The sequence below is a fragment of the Pelagibacterium lacus genome, assembly GCF_003345525.1.
Classification (GTDB): Bacteria; Pseudomonadota; Alphaproteobacteria; order Rhizobiales; family Devosiaceae; genus Pelagibacterium; species Pelagibacterium lacus.
The window spans coordinates 179,535-194,851 of sequence record NZ_QQNH01000004.1; the positions used below are offsets into that span (position 1 = coordinate 179,535).

The 15,317-nt window shown below is 63.2% G+C and carries 16 protein-coding genes, 1 tRNA gene and 1 pseudogene; 14 read left to right on the plus strand and 4 right to left on the minus strand.

Features of this window, described 5'->3' with window-relative positions; genetic code table 11:
- Nucleotides 1–31: 31 nt before the first annotated feature.
- Nucleotides 32–742, minus strand: coding sequence for a hypothetical protein (locus DVH29_RS16485; protein ID WP_199562526.1), 711 nt, complete (start codon nt 740–742; stop codon nt 32–34).
- An 84-nt stretch (nt 743–826) separates the two neighbouring features.
- Nucleotides 827–1,936 carry a cystathionine gamma-lyase gene (locus DVH29_RS04945; RefSeq protein ID WP_114645041.1) on the minus strand — a complete coding sequence of 370 codons (1,110 nt, stop codon included), beginning with the start codon at nt 1,934–1,936 and terminating at the stop codon, nt 827–829.
- Between the two features lie 119 nt (nt 1,937–2,055).
- On the opposite strand from DVH29_RS04945, the gene DVH29_RS04950 reads away from it, so the two are divergent.
- The 3 genes from DVH29_RS04950 (at nt 2,056) to DVH29_RS04960 (ending at nt 3,362) form a co-directional block, all read left to right on the plus strand.
- A complete protein-coding gene (locus DVH29_RS04950; RefSeq protein WP_114645042.1) occupies nt 2,056–2,523 on the plus strand; it encodes an Lrp/AsnC family transcriptional regulator in 468 nt (155 codons plus the stop codon).
- A gap of 83 nt (nt 2,524–2,606) precedes the next feature.
- Nucleotides 2,607–2,795, plus strand: a complete 189-nt coding sequence (locus DVH29_RS04955) for a hypothetical protein (protein WP_114645043.1) — start codon at nt 2,607–2,609, stop codon at nt 2,793–2,795.
- Between the two features lie 105 nt (nt 2,796–2,900).
- Nucleotides 2,901–3,362 (plus strand): AAC(3)-I family aminoglycoside N-acetyltransferase, encoded by a 462-nt coding sequence (locus tag DVH29_RS04960; protein WP_114645044.1) that lies wholly within the window; start codon nt 2,901–2,903, stop codon nt 3,360–3,362.
- Nucleotides 3,363–3,383: 21 nt separating this feature from the next.
- Here DVH29_RS04960 and DVH29_RS04965 read toward each other — a convergent pair whose 3' ends face one another.
- Together DVH29_RS04965 and DVH29_RS04970 are read right to left on the minus strand one after the other, a co-directional pair.
- On the minus strand, nt 3,384–4,586 hold the full coding sequence (locus DVH29_RS04965) for an NAD(P)/FAD-dependent oxidoreductase (protein WP_114645045.1): 1,203 nt from the start codon (nt 4,584–4,586) through the stop codon (nt 3,384–3,386).
- A gap of 103 nt (nt 4,587–4,689) precedes the next feature.
- A complete protein-coding gene (locus DVH29_RS04970) occupies nt 4,690–7,035 on the minus strand; it encodes a penicillin acylase family protein (RefSeq protein WP_245944881.1) in 2,346 nt (781 codons plus the stop codon).
- A 404-nt stretch (nt 7,036–7,439) separates the two neighbouring features.
- Here DVH29_RS04970 and DVH29_RS04975 point away from each other — a divergent pair.
- The 11 genes and pseudogenes from DVH29_RS04975 (at nt 7,440) to DVH29_RS16165 (ending at nt 15,261) form a co-directional block, all read left to right on the plus strand.
- Nucleotides 7,440–7,529 (plus strand) — tRNA-Ser (locus DVH29_RS04975).
- An 88-nt stretch (nt 7,530–7,617) separates the two neighbouring features.
- Nucleotides 7,618–9,186 carry a DUF6538 domain-containing protein gene (locus DVH29_RS04980; protein ID WP_114645047.1) on the plus strand — a complete coding sequence of 523 codons (1,569 nt, stop codon included), beginning with the start codon at nt 7,618–7,620 and terminating at the stop codon, nt 9,184–9,186.
- Nucleotides 9,187–9,619: 433 nt separating this feature from the next.
- Nucleotides 9,620–10,003 (plus strand): hypothetical protein, encoded by a 384-nt coding sequence (locus DVH29_RS04985; RefSeq protein ID WP_114645048.1) that lies wholly within the window; start codon nt 9,620–9,622, stop codon nt 10,001–10,003.
- 491 nt (nt 10,004–10,494) lie between these two features.
- Complete coding sequence (locus DVH29_RS04990) at nt 10,495–10,875, plus strand: hypothetical protein (RefSeq protein ID WP_114645049.1); 381 nt, start codon at nt 10,495–10,497, stop codon at nt 10,873–10,875.
- A gap of 1 nt (nt 10,876) precedes the next feature.
- Nucleotides 10,877–11,242 (plus strand): annotated as a pseudogene (locus tag DVH29_RS16785) (relaxase/mobilization nuclease domain-containing protein); the annotation flags it as partial.
- A gap of 514 nt (nt 11,243–11,756) precedes the next feature.
- A complete protein-coding gene (locus DVH29_RS05000; protein WP_114645051.1) occupies nt 11,757–11,975 on the plus strand; it encodes a hypothetical protein in 219 nt (72 codons plus the stop codon).
- Between the two features lie 71 nt (nt 11,976–12,046).
- Nucleotides 12,047–13,132 (plus strand): hypothetical protein, encoded by a 1,086-nt coding sequence (locus DVH29_RS05005; RefSeq protein ID WP_114645052.1) that lies wholly within the window; start codon nt 12,047–12,049, stop codon nt 13,130–13,132.
- Between the two features lie 261 nt (nt 13,133–13,393).
- Nucleotides 13,394–13,963 carry a hypothetical protein gene (locus DVH29_RS05010; protein ID WP_147276000.1) on the plus strand — a complete coding sequence of 190 codons (570 nt, stop codon included), beginning with the start codon at nt 13,394–13,396 and terminating at the stop codon, nt 13,961–13,963.
- On the plus strand, nt 13,924–14,283 hold the full coding sequence (locus DVH29_RS05015) for a hypothetical protein (RefSeq protein ID WP_114645054.1): 360 nt from the start codon (nt 13,924–13,926) through the stop codon (nt 14,281–14,283). The genes DVH29_RS05010 and DVH29_RS05015 overlap by 40 nt, the downstream gene beginning before the upstream one ends.
- A 337-nt stretch (nt 14,284–14,620) precedes the next feature.
- Nucleotides 14,621–14,821, plus strand: a complete 201-nt coding sequence (locus DVH29_RS05020) for a hypothetical protein (RefSeq protein WP_114645055.1) — start codon at nt 14,621–14,623, stop codon at nt 14,819–14,821.
- Complete coding sequence (locus DVH29_RS16165) at nt 14,818–15,261, plus strand: hypothetical protein (protein ID WP_147276001.1); 444 nt, start codon at nt 14,818–14,820, stop codon at nt 15,259–15,261. Before DVH29_RS05020 ends, DVH29_RS16165 begins: the two co-directional genes overlap by 4 nt.
- The last annotated feature ends 56 nt before the right edge of the window (nt 15,262–15,317 follow it).

Genomic DNA, 15,317 nt, shown 5'->3' on the forward strand with positions numbered 1-15,317 from the left:
ATGGGGGCAAGCCCGTTTGGGATAAGCGCTCTCAGCGGGGTCGTGTCGCATCGGTTTCGGCCGGTGCGCCCATGCCTCCGCCACCACCCATTCCTCCGGCGCCACCGCCACCACCCATACCCCCTCCGCCGGCGCCCCCGCGGCCACCGCCATCGCCACCCCTTCCACCGCGACCGCTGGAGCCTGAGGGGCGCGAGGGGCCCTGCATGGCGATCTCGATATCGGCCGGGATCGGATCGAGATCGAGCGCCTTGCGGATGAAATCGCGCAGCGAAACGACGAGCTCATGGGTATGGACACGGTTGCCGGCGAGCAGTTCGCGCGCGGCGGTGTTGGCGAGGCGCACCTGTTCCTCGGTTCCGAGCAGCAAGATATCCGACAGGGCTGCTTCGACCGCATCGCGCACGAGGCGCTTGCGTTCGGCTATGGTGCTGCTGATCTGCGGCGACAGACGCGGCATCTCGCCGGTTTCCGGAGCCTCGGGGTCGTCCTCGATCTTGAGGTCGCGGAAATGGGTCGGATCGACGGTGAGATTGCCAGTGAACGAGCCGCCCAAGACCTTGTAGGCCGCGATCAGCGTCTTCAGCCGCTCGTTGATCTGGCGGTTCATGCGCTGCTGGCGCTGCTGGATGGTCATCATGACCAGAAGCCGGATGCCGATGCCAATGAGCGCGAACAGCGCCAGCCCCAAAACGGTGCCGAGTATGCTCTGCCAGGACGTGAAGTCGATGAAACGCAGGATGCCCTCCTTCACAGCCCGGGGCTGCGCAATGCTTTGAGGGCAGATTGGTCGAAAGGCACGGGAATGACAATCCGTGCCTTTCCGCTACAAGGCGTTCAGAACGCTGGCGAAGTCGCTCCACAGGGCGTCGGCCGGCTCGCAGCCGATCGAAAGGCGGACATAGCCCTCGGCGACCTGGTCACCCCAGCGGGCGCGCCGCTCGGCGGAGGTGTGCACGCCGCCGAAGCTCGTGGCCGGCACGATGAAGCGCGACTCGGCGATGAAGCGTTCCGCCGTGGCCGCGTCGGAGAAGGTCAGCCCCAGCACGCTGCCGAACCGCGTCATCTGCCGCCTGGCCAGGGCATGGGCAGGGTGGGTTTCGAGGCCCGGAAAGCGGATGGCCGCAATTTTCGGGTGGTCGGCGAGGCGGTTGGCGATGGTCTCGGCAGTGGCGCACATGCGGTCGAAGCGCACGTCGAGGGTTTTCAGGCCGCGATAGACGAGCCAGGTATCGAAGGGGCTGGGAATGGCCCCGAAAAACTTCCGCCATTCGCGGATGGGGCCGATCAGCGCGCTGTTGCGCGATGCGATATGGCCGGAGAGCACGTCGGAATGCCCGCTGACATGCTTGGTGTCCGAGGCGAGCACGATGTCGGCGCCGAGGTCCAACGGGCGTTGGCCCAGAGGCGTCATCGTGGTGTTGTCCACGACCACCAGCGCCCCGGCCGATTTGGCCCGCGCAGCGATTTCCGCGATGTCGCAGATATCGAGGCCCGGATTGGACGGGGTCTCGATATAAACCATGGCGAAGCCGGACAGGTCGCGTGCCCCATATTCGCCGGTGGGGCAGTAGTCGATTTCTATGCCATGGGGCCGGATATATTTTTCCGCATAGGCGCGGGTGGTCCAATAGCCGTCGCTCGGTAGGAGAACGCGATCACCGGCGGAGAGATGGGCGGTGAAGACCGAGGCAATCGCCGCCATGCCCGAGGGAAAAGCAACGCTCTCGGCGTCTTCGAGGATGGACAGGGACTCTTCGAGGGCGTCCCATGTGGGGTTGGAAAAGCGGCCATACTGATGCGGCACGTCGATGGTGCCGGGCAGCATATAGACGCTGGCCATGGCGATGGGGGCGGGGACCGGCTCGCCGCCATCAAGGGTGGAGGCCCGATGGTGAAGCATCCGGGCTATGATGTCGTCGTTCCTCGTGCTCATCTGGAGACCTTTTCCTCTCGCTGCATCGTCCTCAGCCTCCTATCCTGCCTCCAGATTGCTGGCATTTTTGGCCGAAATTTGCTATCTTGCGACTGATTACAGCGCATTTCGGGATCGATATGGCGAAAAACGTCGCACTGGACCGCTTCGACCACGCGCTGCTCAGGGAGGTGCAGCGGGACAACCAGACGCCGGCCCGGGTTCTGGCCGAGCGCGTGGGGCTTTCGCCAAGCGCGGTGCTGCGGCGACTGCGCCGCCTGAGGGCCGAAAAGGTCATCGCGGTCGATGTCGCCATCGTCAATCCCGCGATTCTCGGCGTGCCGATGTCGGTGCATGTGCTCGTCTCGATCAACCAGGGATCGCGCACTTACAAGGACTTCGCGCGCAAACTTCAAGCGCGGCCGGAGGTTCGGCACGCTTCCTATGTCACGGGAGGCGCCGACTTCGTCGTCCATCTGCGGATCGCCAGCATGGCGGACTATGCGGAATTTGCCAAAGAGATGTTCCACGACGACCCCACCGTCCTCGAATATCACACCTATGTGGCCATGCAGGAGGTTGTGGGGCCCACCCTGTTGCGGGCCTGACGGCGATGGGAATCCAGCAACGGTGATAGAGGCGAACTCAAACGCCACTTCGGGCGTTATCCCCTCCAGAGGAGGTACGCGCGATGAACGACAAGATTGCCAAGGACCTGCCGCAGCATGAACCCGATAGCGACGCCCTGACCTGGCGAGGAGCGGACGGGCATGTCCACAAGACCGAGCAGGCTGAGCGCTCGGCGGTGAGATCTGAAAGAACCCACAAGGAGCATGCCACTGATCTCCCGTTCCCGGCCATGCGAACGCCACCCGACTGAAGCGGAGCGCAAGAAGCGAAAATAGGCTGGCCGCCTATGGCGTTGCATGCTTGTTTGGGGCAATCTTCGGGCTTTCACGCAACCACGTCCAAACGAGACTTTGCGATGACCATGCGGGTAAGGCGGCTGGACCGAACGGGGCTTGCCGAAATGCGGCACCTCAACGCGCTGTTCGGTACGGCGTTCGATGATGTCGAGACCTATACGGCGCAGCCGCCGGACGACGACTATCTCACGGGCCTGCTGGCCAAGGAGCATGTTATCGTTGTGGTCGCCTCGGAGGGCGACACGCTGGTGGGTGGCCTCGTGGCCTATGAGCTGGAAAAGTTCGAGCAAGCCCGTTCGGAGGTTTATATCTACGATCTGGCGGTCGCGGAGCCCCATCGGCGCCAAGGCGTGGCCACGGCCCTCATCGCGCATCTTGGCGAGATCGCCGCGGATCGCGGGGCGTGGGTCGTCTATGTCCAAGCCGACTATGGCGACAACCCGGCCATTGCGCTCTACACCAAGCTCGGGCAGCGTGAGGACGTCATGCACTTCGATATCGACGTGAAGCCCAAAGGCTAACCGCTTATTCCTGCAACGCTATCACAGCGCGAAGATATCGGCGTCGGTGTCTTCCACACCATTGAGATGGCTGCGAATGCGTTCGGCGGCGATGCGCGAGAAGGTGATGCCATTGCCGCCATAGCCCATGAGCGCGAACAGCCTCGGTTTTCCGGGCAGGGGGCCGATGAGCGGCAGTCCCGTGGCGGTGTTTCCGAAGCTGCCCGCCCAGGCAAATTCAGGCCTGGGATCGATGTGGGGCAGCAGCTTGCCCAGCTTGGCGGCGATGCGGTCGGTCTTTTGCGGCAATAAGGCGTCGCGTTTCGCCTCGTCCTCGAATTCGGCGTCCTCGCCGCCGCAGATGACGCGGCCGTCATGGGTGGTCCGCAGGTAGAGATAGGGATCGGAGGCTTCCCAGATCAGCGCCTCGCCGGGCCAGAGCCGGTCCTTCTGGCGTCGGGTCGCGATGGCCCAGGTGGAAATAATCTGGTGCCGTTCGTCCTGGCCGGGATCGAGCAGTTCATATCCCGTGGCGAGAACGACGGTGTTGGCCCTGATGTGGCGCCCCGAGCGCAGATCGACGCGCACCTCGTCGCGGCCATTATGGACCGCGACGGCTTCTTCGGGCGCGTAAAGCCTCGCGCCCCGGCCGATAGCGGCCCGCAGCAAACCCGCCGTCAGCTTGACGGGATCGAGGGCCAGGTTTCCATGCGAGAGGATGGCGCCTTTGCGATCGATGCCAAATTGGTCCCTGAGTTCGGCCGGCGTCAGATAGCGGGCCGAGAGGCCGCTCGCCGAGCGTGCATCCGCCTCGGCACGCAGGGCCGTGCCGCTGAGGAGATTGCCGGCCAGGAACAGGGTGGGGCGCTCAACCAGCCGGCAGCCGATGCCGATCTCGTTTATGCGATCGGAGAGATTCTGTACCGCGAGCCGGGCCCGGCGCCAGGCGCGGATGGCCTTGTCGCTGCCGATCTTTCGCTTGAGGACTGTCAGCGGCACGTCGATCTCGAATTGCACCAGCGCCGTGGTGGCCGGGGTGGACCCGCGCGAGGGACCGCGTCGATCGATCATCGCCACCTGATGGCCAGCCTCGGTCAGCAGATCCGCGGTCATCGCCCCCGATATGCCCATGCCGATAATCAGGATCTCGGTGGAAATGTCTTTTTCCAGCGGTCGTTCCGCGACGTTGCTTGTTCTGTAGGACAGCCAGACGGGCTTGCCGCTTCTGAGATCGAGATGGCGCATGGAGCTCTGAACGCCGGGGAAGGGCGGCTTGTTCCCGATGCTCCTGGTGATGGCGGTCGGGCAAGGGAAAGAGCCGGCGATGTCTCGCCGGCTCCAAGGTTTGTCATTGGCCGGGGCTGAGTTCCAGCACCCTTGCGGCATTGGCCTCCACCGCTTCGCGCGAATAGACCAGCGGGATGTATTCCCCCGCCGCCCAGAGCGGAGCCAGATCGCGATAATGCGGGCTCAGGGGATCGCCCGACTGGCCGGGGGCGTTGATGGCCCGGCTCGCATCCCAATTGCCGACGTCGAGCACCATGCGGAACGAGGCGCCCGAGGTCACTTCGAAGTTGGCATTGTAGCTTGCGGCCCGGGGCGTGCTGGAGGCGCCGCCCATGGAGATCGGTCCGACATTGTACTGATCGACCATGCGCTCATGCAGCAGCGGCACCATGTTGCTCTTGAAATAGCCCTTGTGGAGCGCCCCCCACTGCCAGTCCTCGGGCGCGCCACCCAGGAGAGACATGGCTTCCTCGACAGCGGCCGAGAAGGCTTCTTGCAGGATTTCGCCGCGGGCGGCTTCGGGATCGTCGCCCAGCCGTTCGTCGGGATTTTCGAGCAGGGCCAGAACGCTCGAGATGCTGCCATTGCCGATAAGGCTCACCGCCTCGGCGGGGGCGGCGCGCTGCACGGTGGCCCGGCCGAGGTGGCCGCGAAGCATCAATTCACTCACCACGGCGGGGGCGCTGTCGACTTCCACCGCACCGTCCCAATCCTGCAGCAGGGCGAGCGCTGCCTGGGCCGTCGAATCCGCGCCATCGACGAGCTCAATGTCGGCGACGAGTTGGACCAGACGCCGCCCGAGCATGGAGACGTCGTCGTTCTGGAGGGCCATGGCATCGGCGAGGGTTACGGAATCGTTTTCGGTCAGCACCTCCTCGATCCGCTGGTAGCGCGAGGGATCGGACCATTCGAAGCCGATACGCCAGCGCTCATAGTCGAAATCGTCGGGCAGGTTCATTTCGTTGGCGGTCGCGAACCATCCCTTTTCGGGATTGTAGGAGGCCGGCAGTTCCTGCCTGTCGAGGAAGTCCCATTCATAGGTGCCGTCGCCGGGCACCGGCATCAGCCCGTCCCAGTTCTCGCGGGTCGGCGTCATGGCGCCCACGATCCAGCCGATATTGCCGTCGGTATCGGCATAGACCTGGTTTTCCGACGGGGTCGAGAAGCGCTCGATGGCGGTGGAGAACTCGTCCCAGTTCTGGGCGGTCATGTAGTCTACCGATCCGAAATAGGCCGAGGTGCCCGGTTCGAGCCAGACCGTGCGGATGGCAAAGGCCCGGTTGTTTTCCTCATCGACCTGGAGCACGGGGCCGTGCCGGGTATAGAGCATGGTCACGTCCTGGGATCCGCCGTCGCGGACCGCGATGGTCTCGGTGGCTTCCTCCATGTCCTCCCATTCGCCATTGTAGCGGTACTGGTTGGGGTTTTCCGGGTTCAGTTCATAGACATAGACGTCTTCCTGATCGACCGCGAAGATGGTCAGACCGAAAGCGATGGTGCCGTTATGGCCGATCGAGATGCCCGGCAGGGCAGGCTCGCCGGCCCCGATCACCGACATGTCGGGCGAATTGAGATGCACGATATAGCGCAGGGATGGCGCACCATGGGCCCGGTGCGGGTCGTTGGCGAGGATGGGCCGTCCGGTCGACGTGCGCTCTGGCGCGATGGTCCAGTTGTTCGAGCCGATCCGGTCGACATTGTCCTGGGTAGCGCGCAGGAACTGGTCGTAGTCGAGGCCGGCTACATCGCCTTCGGGAGCGACGAATTCCACCCCTTGCGTCGCCAATTGATAGTCGCGCAGCACGTCCGGGGGGATGACGCAGGGGTCCAGCCCCTCCGGGATCGCCGGGTCCCATGCCGGTTCGAGCCGGCTGCGCAGGGCGTCGGCCTCGAGGTCGGCGGCGCAGGCGATTTGGGAGCGCCGGACCTCCGAAGACGCGTTGCGGGTGAGGCCGTGGCTGCGGATGCGCACGGCGTCCTCGGCCGACCACAGATCGGGCTGGGTGCCGGTCAATTCGAACTCGACCGGCAGGGGCAGTTCGCCATCCAGCACCTGCTGGACATAGGCGTTGACGCCCTCCACGAAGGCTCCCGCATAGGTCCGGCCATTGGGGCCATAGGCGGCCCATTCGGCGTCCATGTCGCCGCGATAGAGGAACATGCGCGCCGCACGGTCCTGGTCGACATAGGAAGCGCCGAAATTCTCCGACAGCAGTCCCAGGCCGCGCTTGCGCCACAGATCGATCTGCCACAGCCGGTCGCTGGCCGCGTTATAGCCCTGCAGGAACAAGGCGTCCCTGTCGGATTCGGCATAGATGTGGGAGATGCCCCACTGGTCGATGATGATTTCGGCGGCGTCCTCGAGGCCGGGAACCTCGCGCTGTTCCCACCGGACGGCCGAGGACATTTCCGCGACAGCGGCCGAAGATATGCCTGCCATGAGTGCGAACGCGATCGCACCGGTAATGCCACAACTCAAGCGTCTAGCCATAACTGCTCCTCCTCCACAATGACCCGGGCGACCAACGCGCCGGGTCCGCGAAAACCGTCGATGGGGCAGGGGGGCGACTCAATCAGCCTAAAGTGCAATTGACGCGCTTTCCGATTGCTTCCAGCCAGCGCATGTGTGGGAACGGTAACATCGGCGGCCACAAAGCGTTACGGATTATACCCAAGGCGCGGCTGGCACGGGACGCCGCCGCGGTTCCGGGGAAGGCGAGGGCGCGCGGCGATGTGGAAAATTTCGCTATCGGGCCCTCTTGGAAAAAAAGGCCTTGCCACCCGTGCTTCTTACGGGCTACCACCCGCCTCGGAGAGGTGGCCGAGTGGTCGAAGGCGCGCCCCTGCTAAGGGCGTAGGCGGGTAACTGTCTCGAGGGTTCGAATCCCTTCCTCTCCGCCATCAGCCCCCAAGACGCCCGGAAATCCGGGAAATTAAGATAGATCAAGGACTTGTAAAGCCCCCGCTGGTACAAACGGGTGGTACAAACATGGTCTTGAGCGTGTCGCGTCCCTGGAAGCATCCGACCACAGGCGTCTATTATTATCGGCGGGCCGTGCCCGAAGATTTGCGCGCCGTAATCGGTCGGCGCGAGGAAAAGCGCAGTCTCGGAACCAAAGACCCGGCCACCGCGAAGGCGGCCCACGCGACCGTTGCCGCCGAGATCGAGGCGAAGTGGGCTGGGATGCGCCAAGGTGTCCAGGCCATCACCAATAAGCAGGCCCACGCCATAGCGGGTGAGTTCTACCGGACATTGGTCGCTGCCTGGACCGATGATCCATTGCCAAGTCATGACGACGACGCGGAGACAAATGGGCTCTTGGGTCGTGAGGGCTTGGCTGCTTTTGCGGCGCTGCGACCGTATGAAGAGCAGAAGGCTATGGCATCGACCATGGCCGCCAATGACGATGACATTCATGCGTTTCTTTCCGGGCGGGGCATCCTGGTCGACCGCGACGGTTTCGAGCGTATCCGGAAAGCTGTAGGGAGCGCCCTGGCGCAGGGACACCAAACGCTGGCGCGACATGCCCAGGGCGACTACCGAGATGATCCTGACGCAGATCGGTTTCCACCGGTTGCCGCGATCGAGCCGGTGAAGCTAGAGGCTCCCGCGCCGGGTCTTACATCCAAGGAGCTCTTCGACGAATACCAATCCGAAGCCAAGACCGCCCCGAGCACAGAGAAAAAATGGCGGGCTATCTTCGCCGCCTTGGTCAAATTCGTCGGCCACGACGATATGCGCCGTATCACCGAAGACGACGTGTTGAGATGGAAGAACGCGCTTCTCGCAGACGGAGCGAGCAACAGGCACGTTCGCAACTCGCATCTTGCTTGCCTCAAGGCGGTATTCAATTACGGCGTTGCCAACAAAAGGGTCTCTGCAAATCCGGCATCCGGTATCACGGTTAAAGCAACGAAGAAGGTCAGGACGAGGCAGAAAGGATTTACCGAAGCCGAGGCAATTACAATCCTTCGCGCGACGATGACCGAACCGCCGCCCCGGACAACATCGGAGTATGCGGGCGCGCGTCGGTGGGTGCCCTGGCTTTGTTGCTATAGCGGCGCGCGTGTGAACGAGCTTACACAGCTTCGAGCGTCCGACATCGTGCAGGTCGAGAGCGGTGGCGAAAAAATTTGGATCATGCGCATCAGTCCAGAAGCTGGTTCGGTAAAGAACGGTTCGTATCGGGACGTCGCAATCCATCCTCATCTGATCGAGCAGGGCTTTCTTGGGTACGTCGCCAACCGAAAGGGACGGCATTTGTTTTACGAGCCGGCACGACACCGCGGCGGATCGGGAGGTAATCCGCAATATAAGAAAGTCGGAGAAAGATTGGCTGCATGGGTCCGCGACATAGGCGTTGACGACCCTGCCGTGCAGCCAAATCATGGCTGGCGACATAGGTTCAACAGCGTTTGCCGAGACGTTCGTATAGATGCCGACGTGCGGGACCTTATCACCGGCCATGTCCCGCGAACTGTGGGAGAGGAGTATGGTGACCTGTGGGCTCACGTCATGGCCCGCGAGATCGCTCGTCTGCCGCGCTACAAAGTTTGAATAAAATTCGACAGAATCAAGGGGTTGACGAGAATCGGGGCTACCCCCATCTTGAATTGGCTAGCGCCGATCACCGCCGGATAGGCGGAACCGCTGGGTAAGCGGCTTAGAGAACAGAAATAAAGGTGTGAACCGGAGTTTCCTTCTTAGGCGCTAGCAAATTTCCCCGTGCAAGCGGGGATGCACCATGCATGACGTTCGTGTCATATGGTTCCCCCGTGAAAGCGGGGATTGTCGCCACCGGCTCTAATTCTGGGCGAGACGGTGGCTGTTAGGATGGCAAGTTGCTACCTCTTGTCGTCCGGTATGTCGCCACCCTCGTTTCAGGTGTGGCTGTACCGCCCCTCATGCGGGCGGATTAGGTCGCAGTAGCCAATTCGAGCATGGGCCCGAACGCTTGCTGACGCCTAGGCGACAGAAAGGTAGTACTCGCATGACAACAAAAAACTCGCCCCTCTTTGCTAAGTTGGTCCTTTGCACGTCCGGGGCGGCGGCTTACTATTCACTGCGCGGCGACGAAGACGCCGAGTATGATCCCGACTACCCCGATGCCCAGCGCATCCATGGCCACCTCGTCGCCGCGTTTCGCCGTGCTTTCGGCGCGATGGTCGTTGATCTCGAAATTCTCGGCTTCGAGGTGATCACCGAGTTCTACGTCGATACGCTCATCGACGAAGATTATGAGCTGTCGGTCGGACACGACGACCAGGACGAAGTTCGAGAGCTTGTCGAAGCGTTCCACCAGAAGGCGGAGGCTATCCTGATGGACCTGCCTGCCGTTCTGGATGCGCCCGCACAGGCAGAGGCTATCAGCTAACGTATTCAGCGGCCCTATAATCCTAGACCCCGGTTCCCAGGACCCGGGGTCTTTCGTTTTCTGGAACGGGGCGGCGCCCGCTTGGACGACAGCGAGGTGGCGGGCTGGGTCCAGCGGGGTGGTGCGGCCGCAGCGCAGCGAGGCACGGCCCGCTTGACGCTGCCCACCACCGATAAAACCCTGTCGCGCAGCCCTCCGAACCCTCGTTCGGAGGGCACGCCAGCCCGGCGAGGGCATCACGAACTTGTGAACATGGTGCTCGGCACCGAGCAGTCGGGCCCGATCTGCTGGCGGCATGTCAACATTGGACGAACGAATAGAAATCATTGTTCGTCAATCTTGACTAAAGAGTCTTGGCACCCGATCCTTTGGCTTAGAGACCGGGGTTAGCCAGGCATGGTGTCTAGACGCTCCGCGTCCGACTCCACCTGGCGAGGGGAGGGAAACCCTCCCCGTCAACCCCGCCCAATCGCCGCAGGAGGCCGTCGAGCATGAGCACCAGTCAGCACCGCCGTCTGTCGCATCAGATCAATGTCGGCCTCACCCAGGCGGAGGCCGAGCATGTAGACGCGGCGGCCCGGGCCGCTGGCGTCAGCCGGGCGGCGTTCGCGCGGCGCCATGTGCTCGCCGCCCTCGGTCAGGTTGACGCGACGGCGGCACGGCGCGGCGGAACCTCGCTTCCACCCAAAGACGTTACCGCCGTCGCCACGTTGGCGGGCAGCGTTGGCCGTTGCGCCGGCGCAACCGTCCAACTCGCAAAAGCCCTGCGTGAGGCGGGCCATGGCAGTTTCCACGCTTTGGCCGAGAGGGTCCTTGCCGACCTCCGCCGCCAGTCCGCCGACCTCGCCGTCATCATCGAGCGGATGAAATGACGTGCTTTCCGGGGCTACTCGCGGAAAGGGCGGACCGGCTCTCGCCCGGCACCTGCTTTCCCGCAGAAGCGGGCAGCAGGTCCGGCTTGTCGAGCCCCGTCACCTTGCCGCTGACGACCTCGCCGGGCAGTTGCGAGGCCTCGTTGCAGGTGCCGCGCACGGACGCACCGCCCGCCCGGTCTACCATGTTCATGTTGACCCGCCTGTCGGTTGGGACCACCCCGACACCCTTCGTGCCTTCGTGCACCACTTCGAAACCGAATTTGGCCTTGGGGAGCAGCCGCGATGCGGCGTTTTGCATACCAAGGCTGGCCGCACCCACGCGCACTTGGCGTACTCGCTGGTCAAGCCCGACGGGAGGGTCGTCGACCTCCGCAACGATTATAGAAGACGCGAGAAAGTCGCCGTTATCACCGCTGCCGAGATTGGATTGCCGCCCCCACCGGTCCCGCGCCCCGGAGCGATCTACCGCGCTCTCATCAAGGACGGTCACTCCGCCGCCGAATGGATGGCAAGGCACTACGACCTGGCCCGCGCCGCCCGCATTTCGGATTTCTCGCCCCAACGCCGTCACATCGAATCCCGAACCGAAATCGCAGCCGTCGACTTGCGTGCGACCCTGGCCGCTGCCTGGCCGCCGTCCAGTTCCCATGCGTTCCGGTCTGCCCTGGCCCGGGCCGGCTTTGCCTTGGCGCAAGGCGCCGAGTCCGTCGTCATCGTGGACAGCACCGGCACCGCTCACAGCCTCGCCCGCGAGCTTCGAGCCGCGTGCCGGGCCGTCGGTTCGGAGCCGCCGCGCGCGCGGGAGGTTCGCGCCGCCCTTGCCGGGCTTCGCCTGCCGCCCGTCGCCGCCATCCGCCGTCTACAGGAGACCGTGAGAAATGACCGAACCGCAGAAGCATCCGCTCATGATCGAAATGGAATCGACGCACCAGGACGTGCTGACCCTCCATCCACTCTTGGCCCTGCTGCACGAGCAAGAGGGGAGCGGGGAAGACCCGATCATGTTGATCGCGGAACTGCTCGCCAAGATCGAAGCCCGCTTGGCCACGATCGAGGGAGCTTTGTCGATCTCTTCGAGCGAGCCCGTCAAGCTCTAGCCGAAATCTCCACCGTGCAGCGGATCCGTCTTCGGATCGCGGCGGCTAGGATTAGAGAAGGAATCCTTCATATGTCCGACGCAAACATCAACGACGCCCGGAAAGTCGCCTACAAGGCCAAGCTCCTTGTGGAACAGCTTGGCCTCGCCGCCGGTCTGGCGAACGCGTTCGCCGGCCGCGTCCGCATGATCAAGGCCGCCGAGCGCCCCGGTCGCCTGCATCGTATTATGTGTGCCGATGGCTCGTGGATCGAGATCGATCCCGCCACCTGTCGCGTGGTGCGCACCTGGGGCCGGGGGAACACCGCCCCTGAGATGGCCAAGGCCATCGCTGGCGATGGCTCTGTTATCGAGCACCTGGAAGAAGAGGCCGGGGCCGTGTCCGCGCCGGGTGCGCCGATCCGCAGCACCCCCGTTCTGTCGGACGACAAGCTCAAGACGCTGGCCGACGGCTGGCGCAAGCGCGGTTACCCCGATGTGATCGAGGACGAGCGCGGTGTTTGGGTTGCGCTGCCGGATGGAACCCGGCTTCATGATGTCGGGCGTCGGGTACATATACATGGTCCTCGGACGGACGCGGCACTTGCCGCCATCGCGCAAAAAGCTCGCGATGATTGGGATGGGGCCCTGGCGCTTCGCGGCCCGGGCCGCGATTGGCCCGAACGCGACAAAGAGCGCCTGTGGCTCGCATGTCAGCGGGAAGGCGTTGAATATGCGGGTTACGAGCCGAGCCCGAAGTTGATCGCCAAATGGGAAGCCGAGCAGGCGGAATCTATGCGCGGTGCCGGTTCGGCCCGGCCCGACGACGATGTTTCTGCCGGTCCCGCACCTGGCGGCATTGCCCCCGCTCCCCAGTCCGATGCACCCGCCGAACCGGTGCGGCCCGACACTGACGCCGCTCTCGCTCGACATTGCGAGCGTGCCCAGGCTGACCTAAAGGCGCTTCATGCGAGGTGGGCAGCAGAAGCCCGCACCGAGGAAGACCGAGAGCGTCTGCGCCGGGAGGAAGCAGCCTTGAAGGCGAAACTCGCGATCTACGAGCGCGCCCGTGAGTTGGCTCGCACAGAGGGCCTCTCGCGGGAAGACGCGATCCGCGCTGCATATGCCGAGGCGCAAGCCGAACGCGGTTTCGAGCCGACGGTCGGGCCGCGTCGATAAGCAGAAATCCCTCGCCGGGTGGCATTCCCCGGTCAGATGTATCTGACCGGGGGAACGGGACGGTCTGACGGCTGCCTTCGCGTCAAGGGCCCGTGTCCTCGCTACGCTGCGGGCCGCGCCAAGCCCTTGACCCGCCCTCCGCCTTTTGCCTTCCGGAGTGTCCGCTTGCGATACCCGAATTTCGTCCCTAATCCTTCATTGCTCTCTGACGAGGTCCGTATTTTCCGCCCTGGCGAGCCCGTCCAGGTCGTCCGGGCGCCCATGTCTATCGGTGCCGAGACCTATGGTCTGCCTGGCCCGGTGCCGACCGATGCCTGGCACGTTCTGGACCACGCAGTCAGCGTTATCCACCGTGTAACCCCTTGGGCTACCGTGATCGCCGCGCCAACCTTGGTCGCGGAGGCAACATACGACGACTATCCATGCAGAGAATTCCTTCGCCGGAGGGATAGTGAGAAGAATTACGTTAAACTGGGCGGAAGATCGTTCGGAAATGAAGGATTGATTGCACTATCCTTGTATAGTTGGTCAGGTTATTTGATTTCCACCGCATATCATGAGGCATGGCACCAGTTAGAGAGGATTTTAGACAAGAAAATACTTGACGAAATAGACGGGCATCTGATTCCTCTCTCATGGGGTTCGGCCTACATGGACTCCATGGTCGAGCGCAGGGCCAGGTGCTTTGAAACCTGGGCGATGCGTTTTGAAGAAGGGATGCCGGGGCTCCGGCTATCGAGCCAGGTCGATGCCATTTTCGACGCGGCGGCAACGGGAGAGATTGCAAAAGAATGGTACAAGATGCAGCAGAAGGCCGCACGCGGCAGGTAGTCATCTTCCGGACGATCCGCGAGGACCCGGCTCGTCTCCTTGAGTACTACGTCGTCGATGACGACGGGCCTGCCGGGGCCTACGCCTGTTTCGAATGGCTTTGCGAAGAATCTGGGATGGAGCCTTGCCGCGTCCGTCACGCCTCGGCCGAGGCGATCTTGGCGACGATCATCGAACCGTCTCGCGACCTGCCTTTTGACGGGGCCGTTGATGCGCTCACTGCCGAGCTAGAGCGCGCCGCCCAGGATGATGGCGGTCAGCGAGTCTTGTTCGGGTATGTCCGAAAACTCGCTTGTGCCCCTGGCGAGACGATCCACTAGATATAGTGTCTGTTCCTGGCGCGCACTTGGGGTCCTTTGGGGCCCTAAATTTATTTTGGGCCGAAATCGCCCGATTCAGACATCCCCCATCGCCGGGGTGGCTGAGAGGCGGATAGCGTCTCACCAGCGCGCCAAACGCGCCCCACTCGTATCCCCATACGCCCATCCACCTGCGCGCACGTAGCCCCTATCCAGACGCATCTCACGCGATTTTCGGGATCGTCGGGACGGGCGCAAGCATTTGATTTATAAGGGATTTAGTTCGATCCTTAAGATGCACCCCCGGTCATCGGCCTGCCAGGGCCTCGCGGGGGTGATCTTCAAAGGATGAACAATCGTGACGAATTATACCCGAAAAGTCAAACAGCATCGCGCCGGATTTCTGACCGACGAACGCTATCGCCTTCAGCCCTCCGATTTCGACTCGTACCAAGATTATTGGGAATGGCGCGCAGGCGAGCCGGACTTTGACGCGATCGAGGCGACCGAAGAGGAAGAGATCGCCCGAATCGATGCCGACCTTCGGAGGCAGTCGTGACCACGCCGGCCGGCGACAGCCGGCAGAGCAAGGCCAAAGGCCGCGTAGAACCCCGCCAGGGGCGGGGTCTTGAGAGTGGAGGTATCCCGTTTCCCTCTCTTTGCTCTCAGGAGGTGGCGGAGCCTTTGGAGGTGTCCGACTCCGAGGAGCAATCCGGGCCGCTCGCGACGACGAAAGCCCGCTACGACCTACGTTCAGGCATCGCCCGCCTGCTCAAGCCCGGCGACGGTTCGCGTGGACCCGCCGTGTGTGGGTGCGGTTTTTCAGCCTTCAATGCCGAAGCCGTCGCGGTGCATATGTCGATGAACGACCGCAGGGCATCCGTGTCGGGCGTCTATCGCTGCGATTCTATATCGGCCTGTCCGGTCTGCACGGTTCGTCGTGCCCGCGAGGTCGAAGAGCGCCTGCTGGAAGCATTGAGAACGGCGGTGCAAAATTAGTCCACGGTAGCGGCTGGATTGTCCTGCTGCGGGCGGCTTAAAAGTCGTCCACCTAT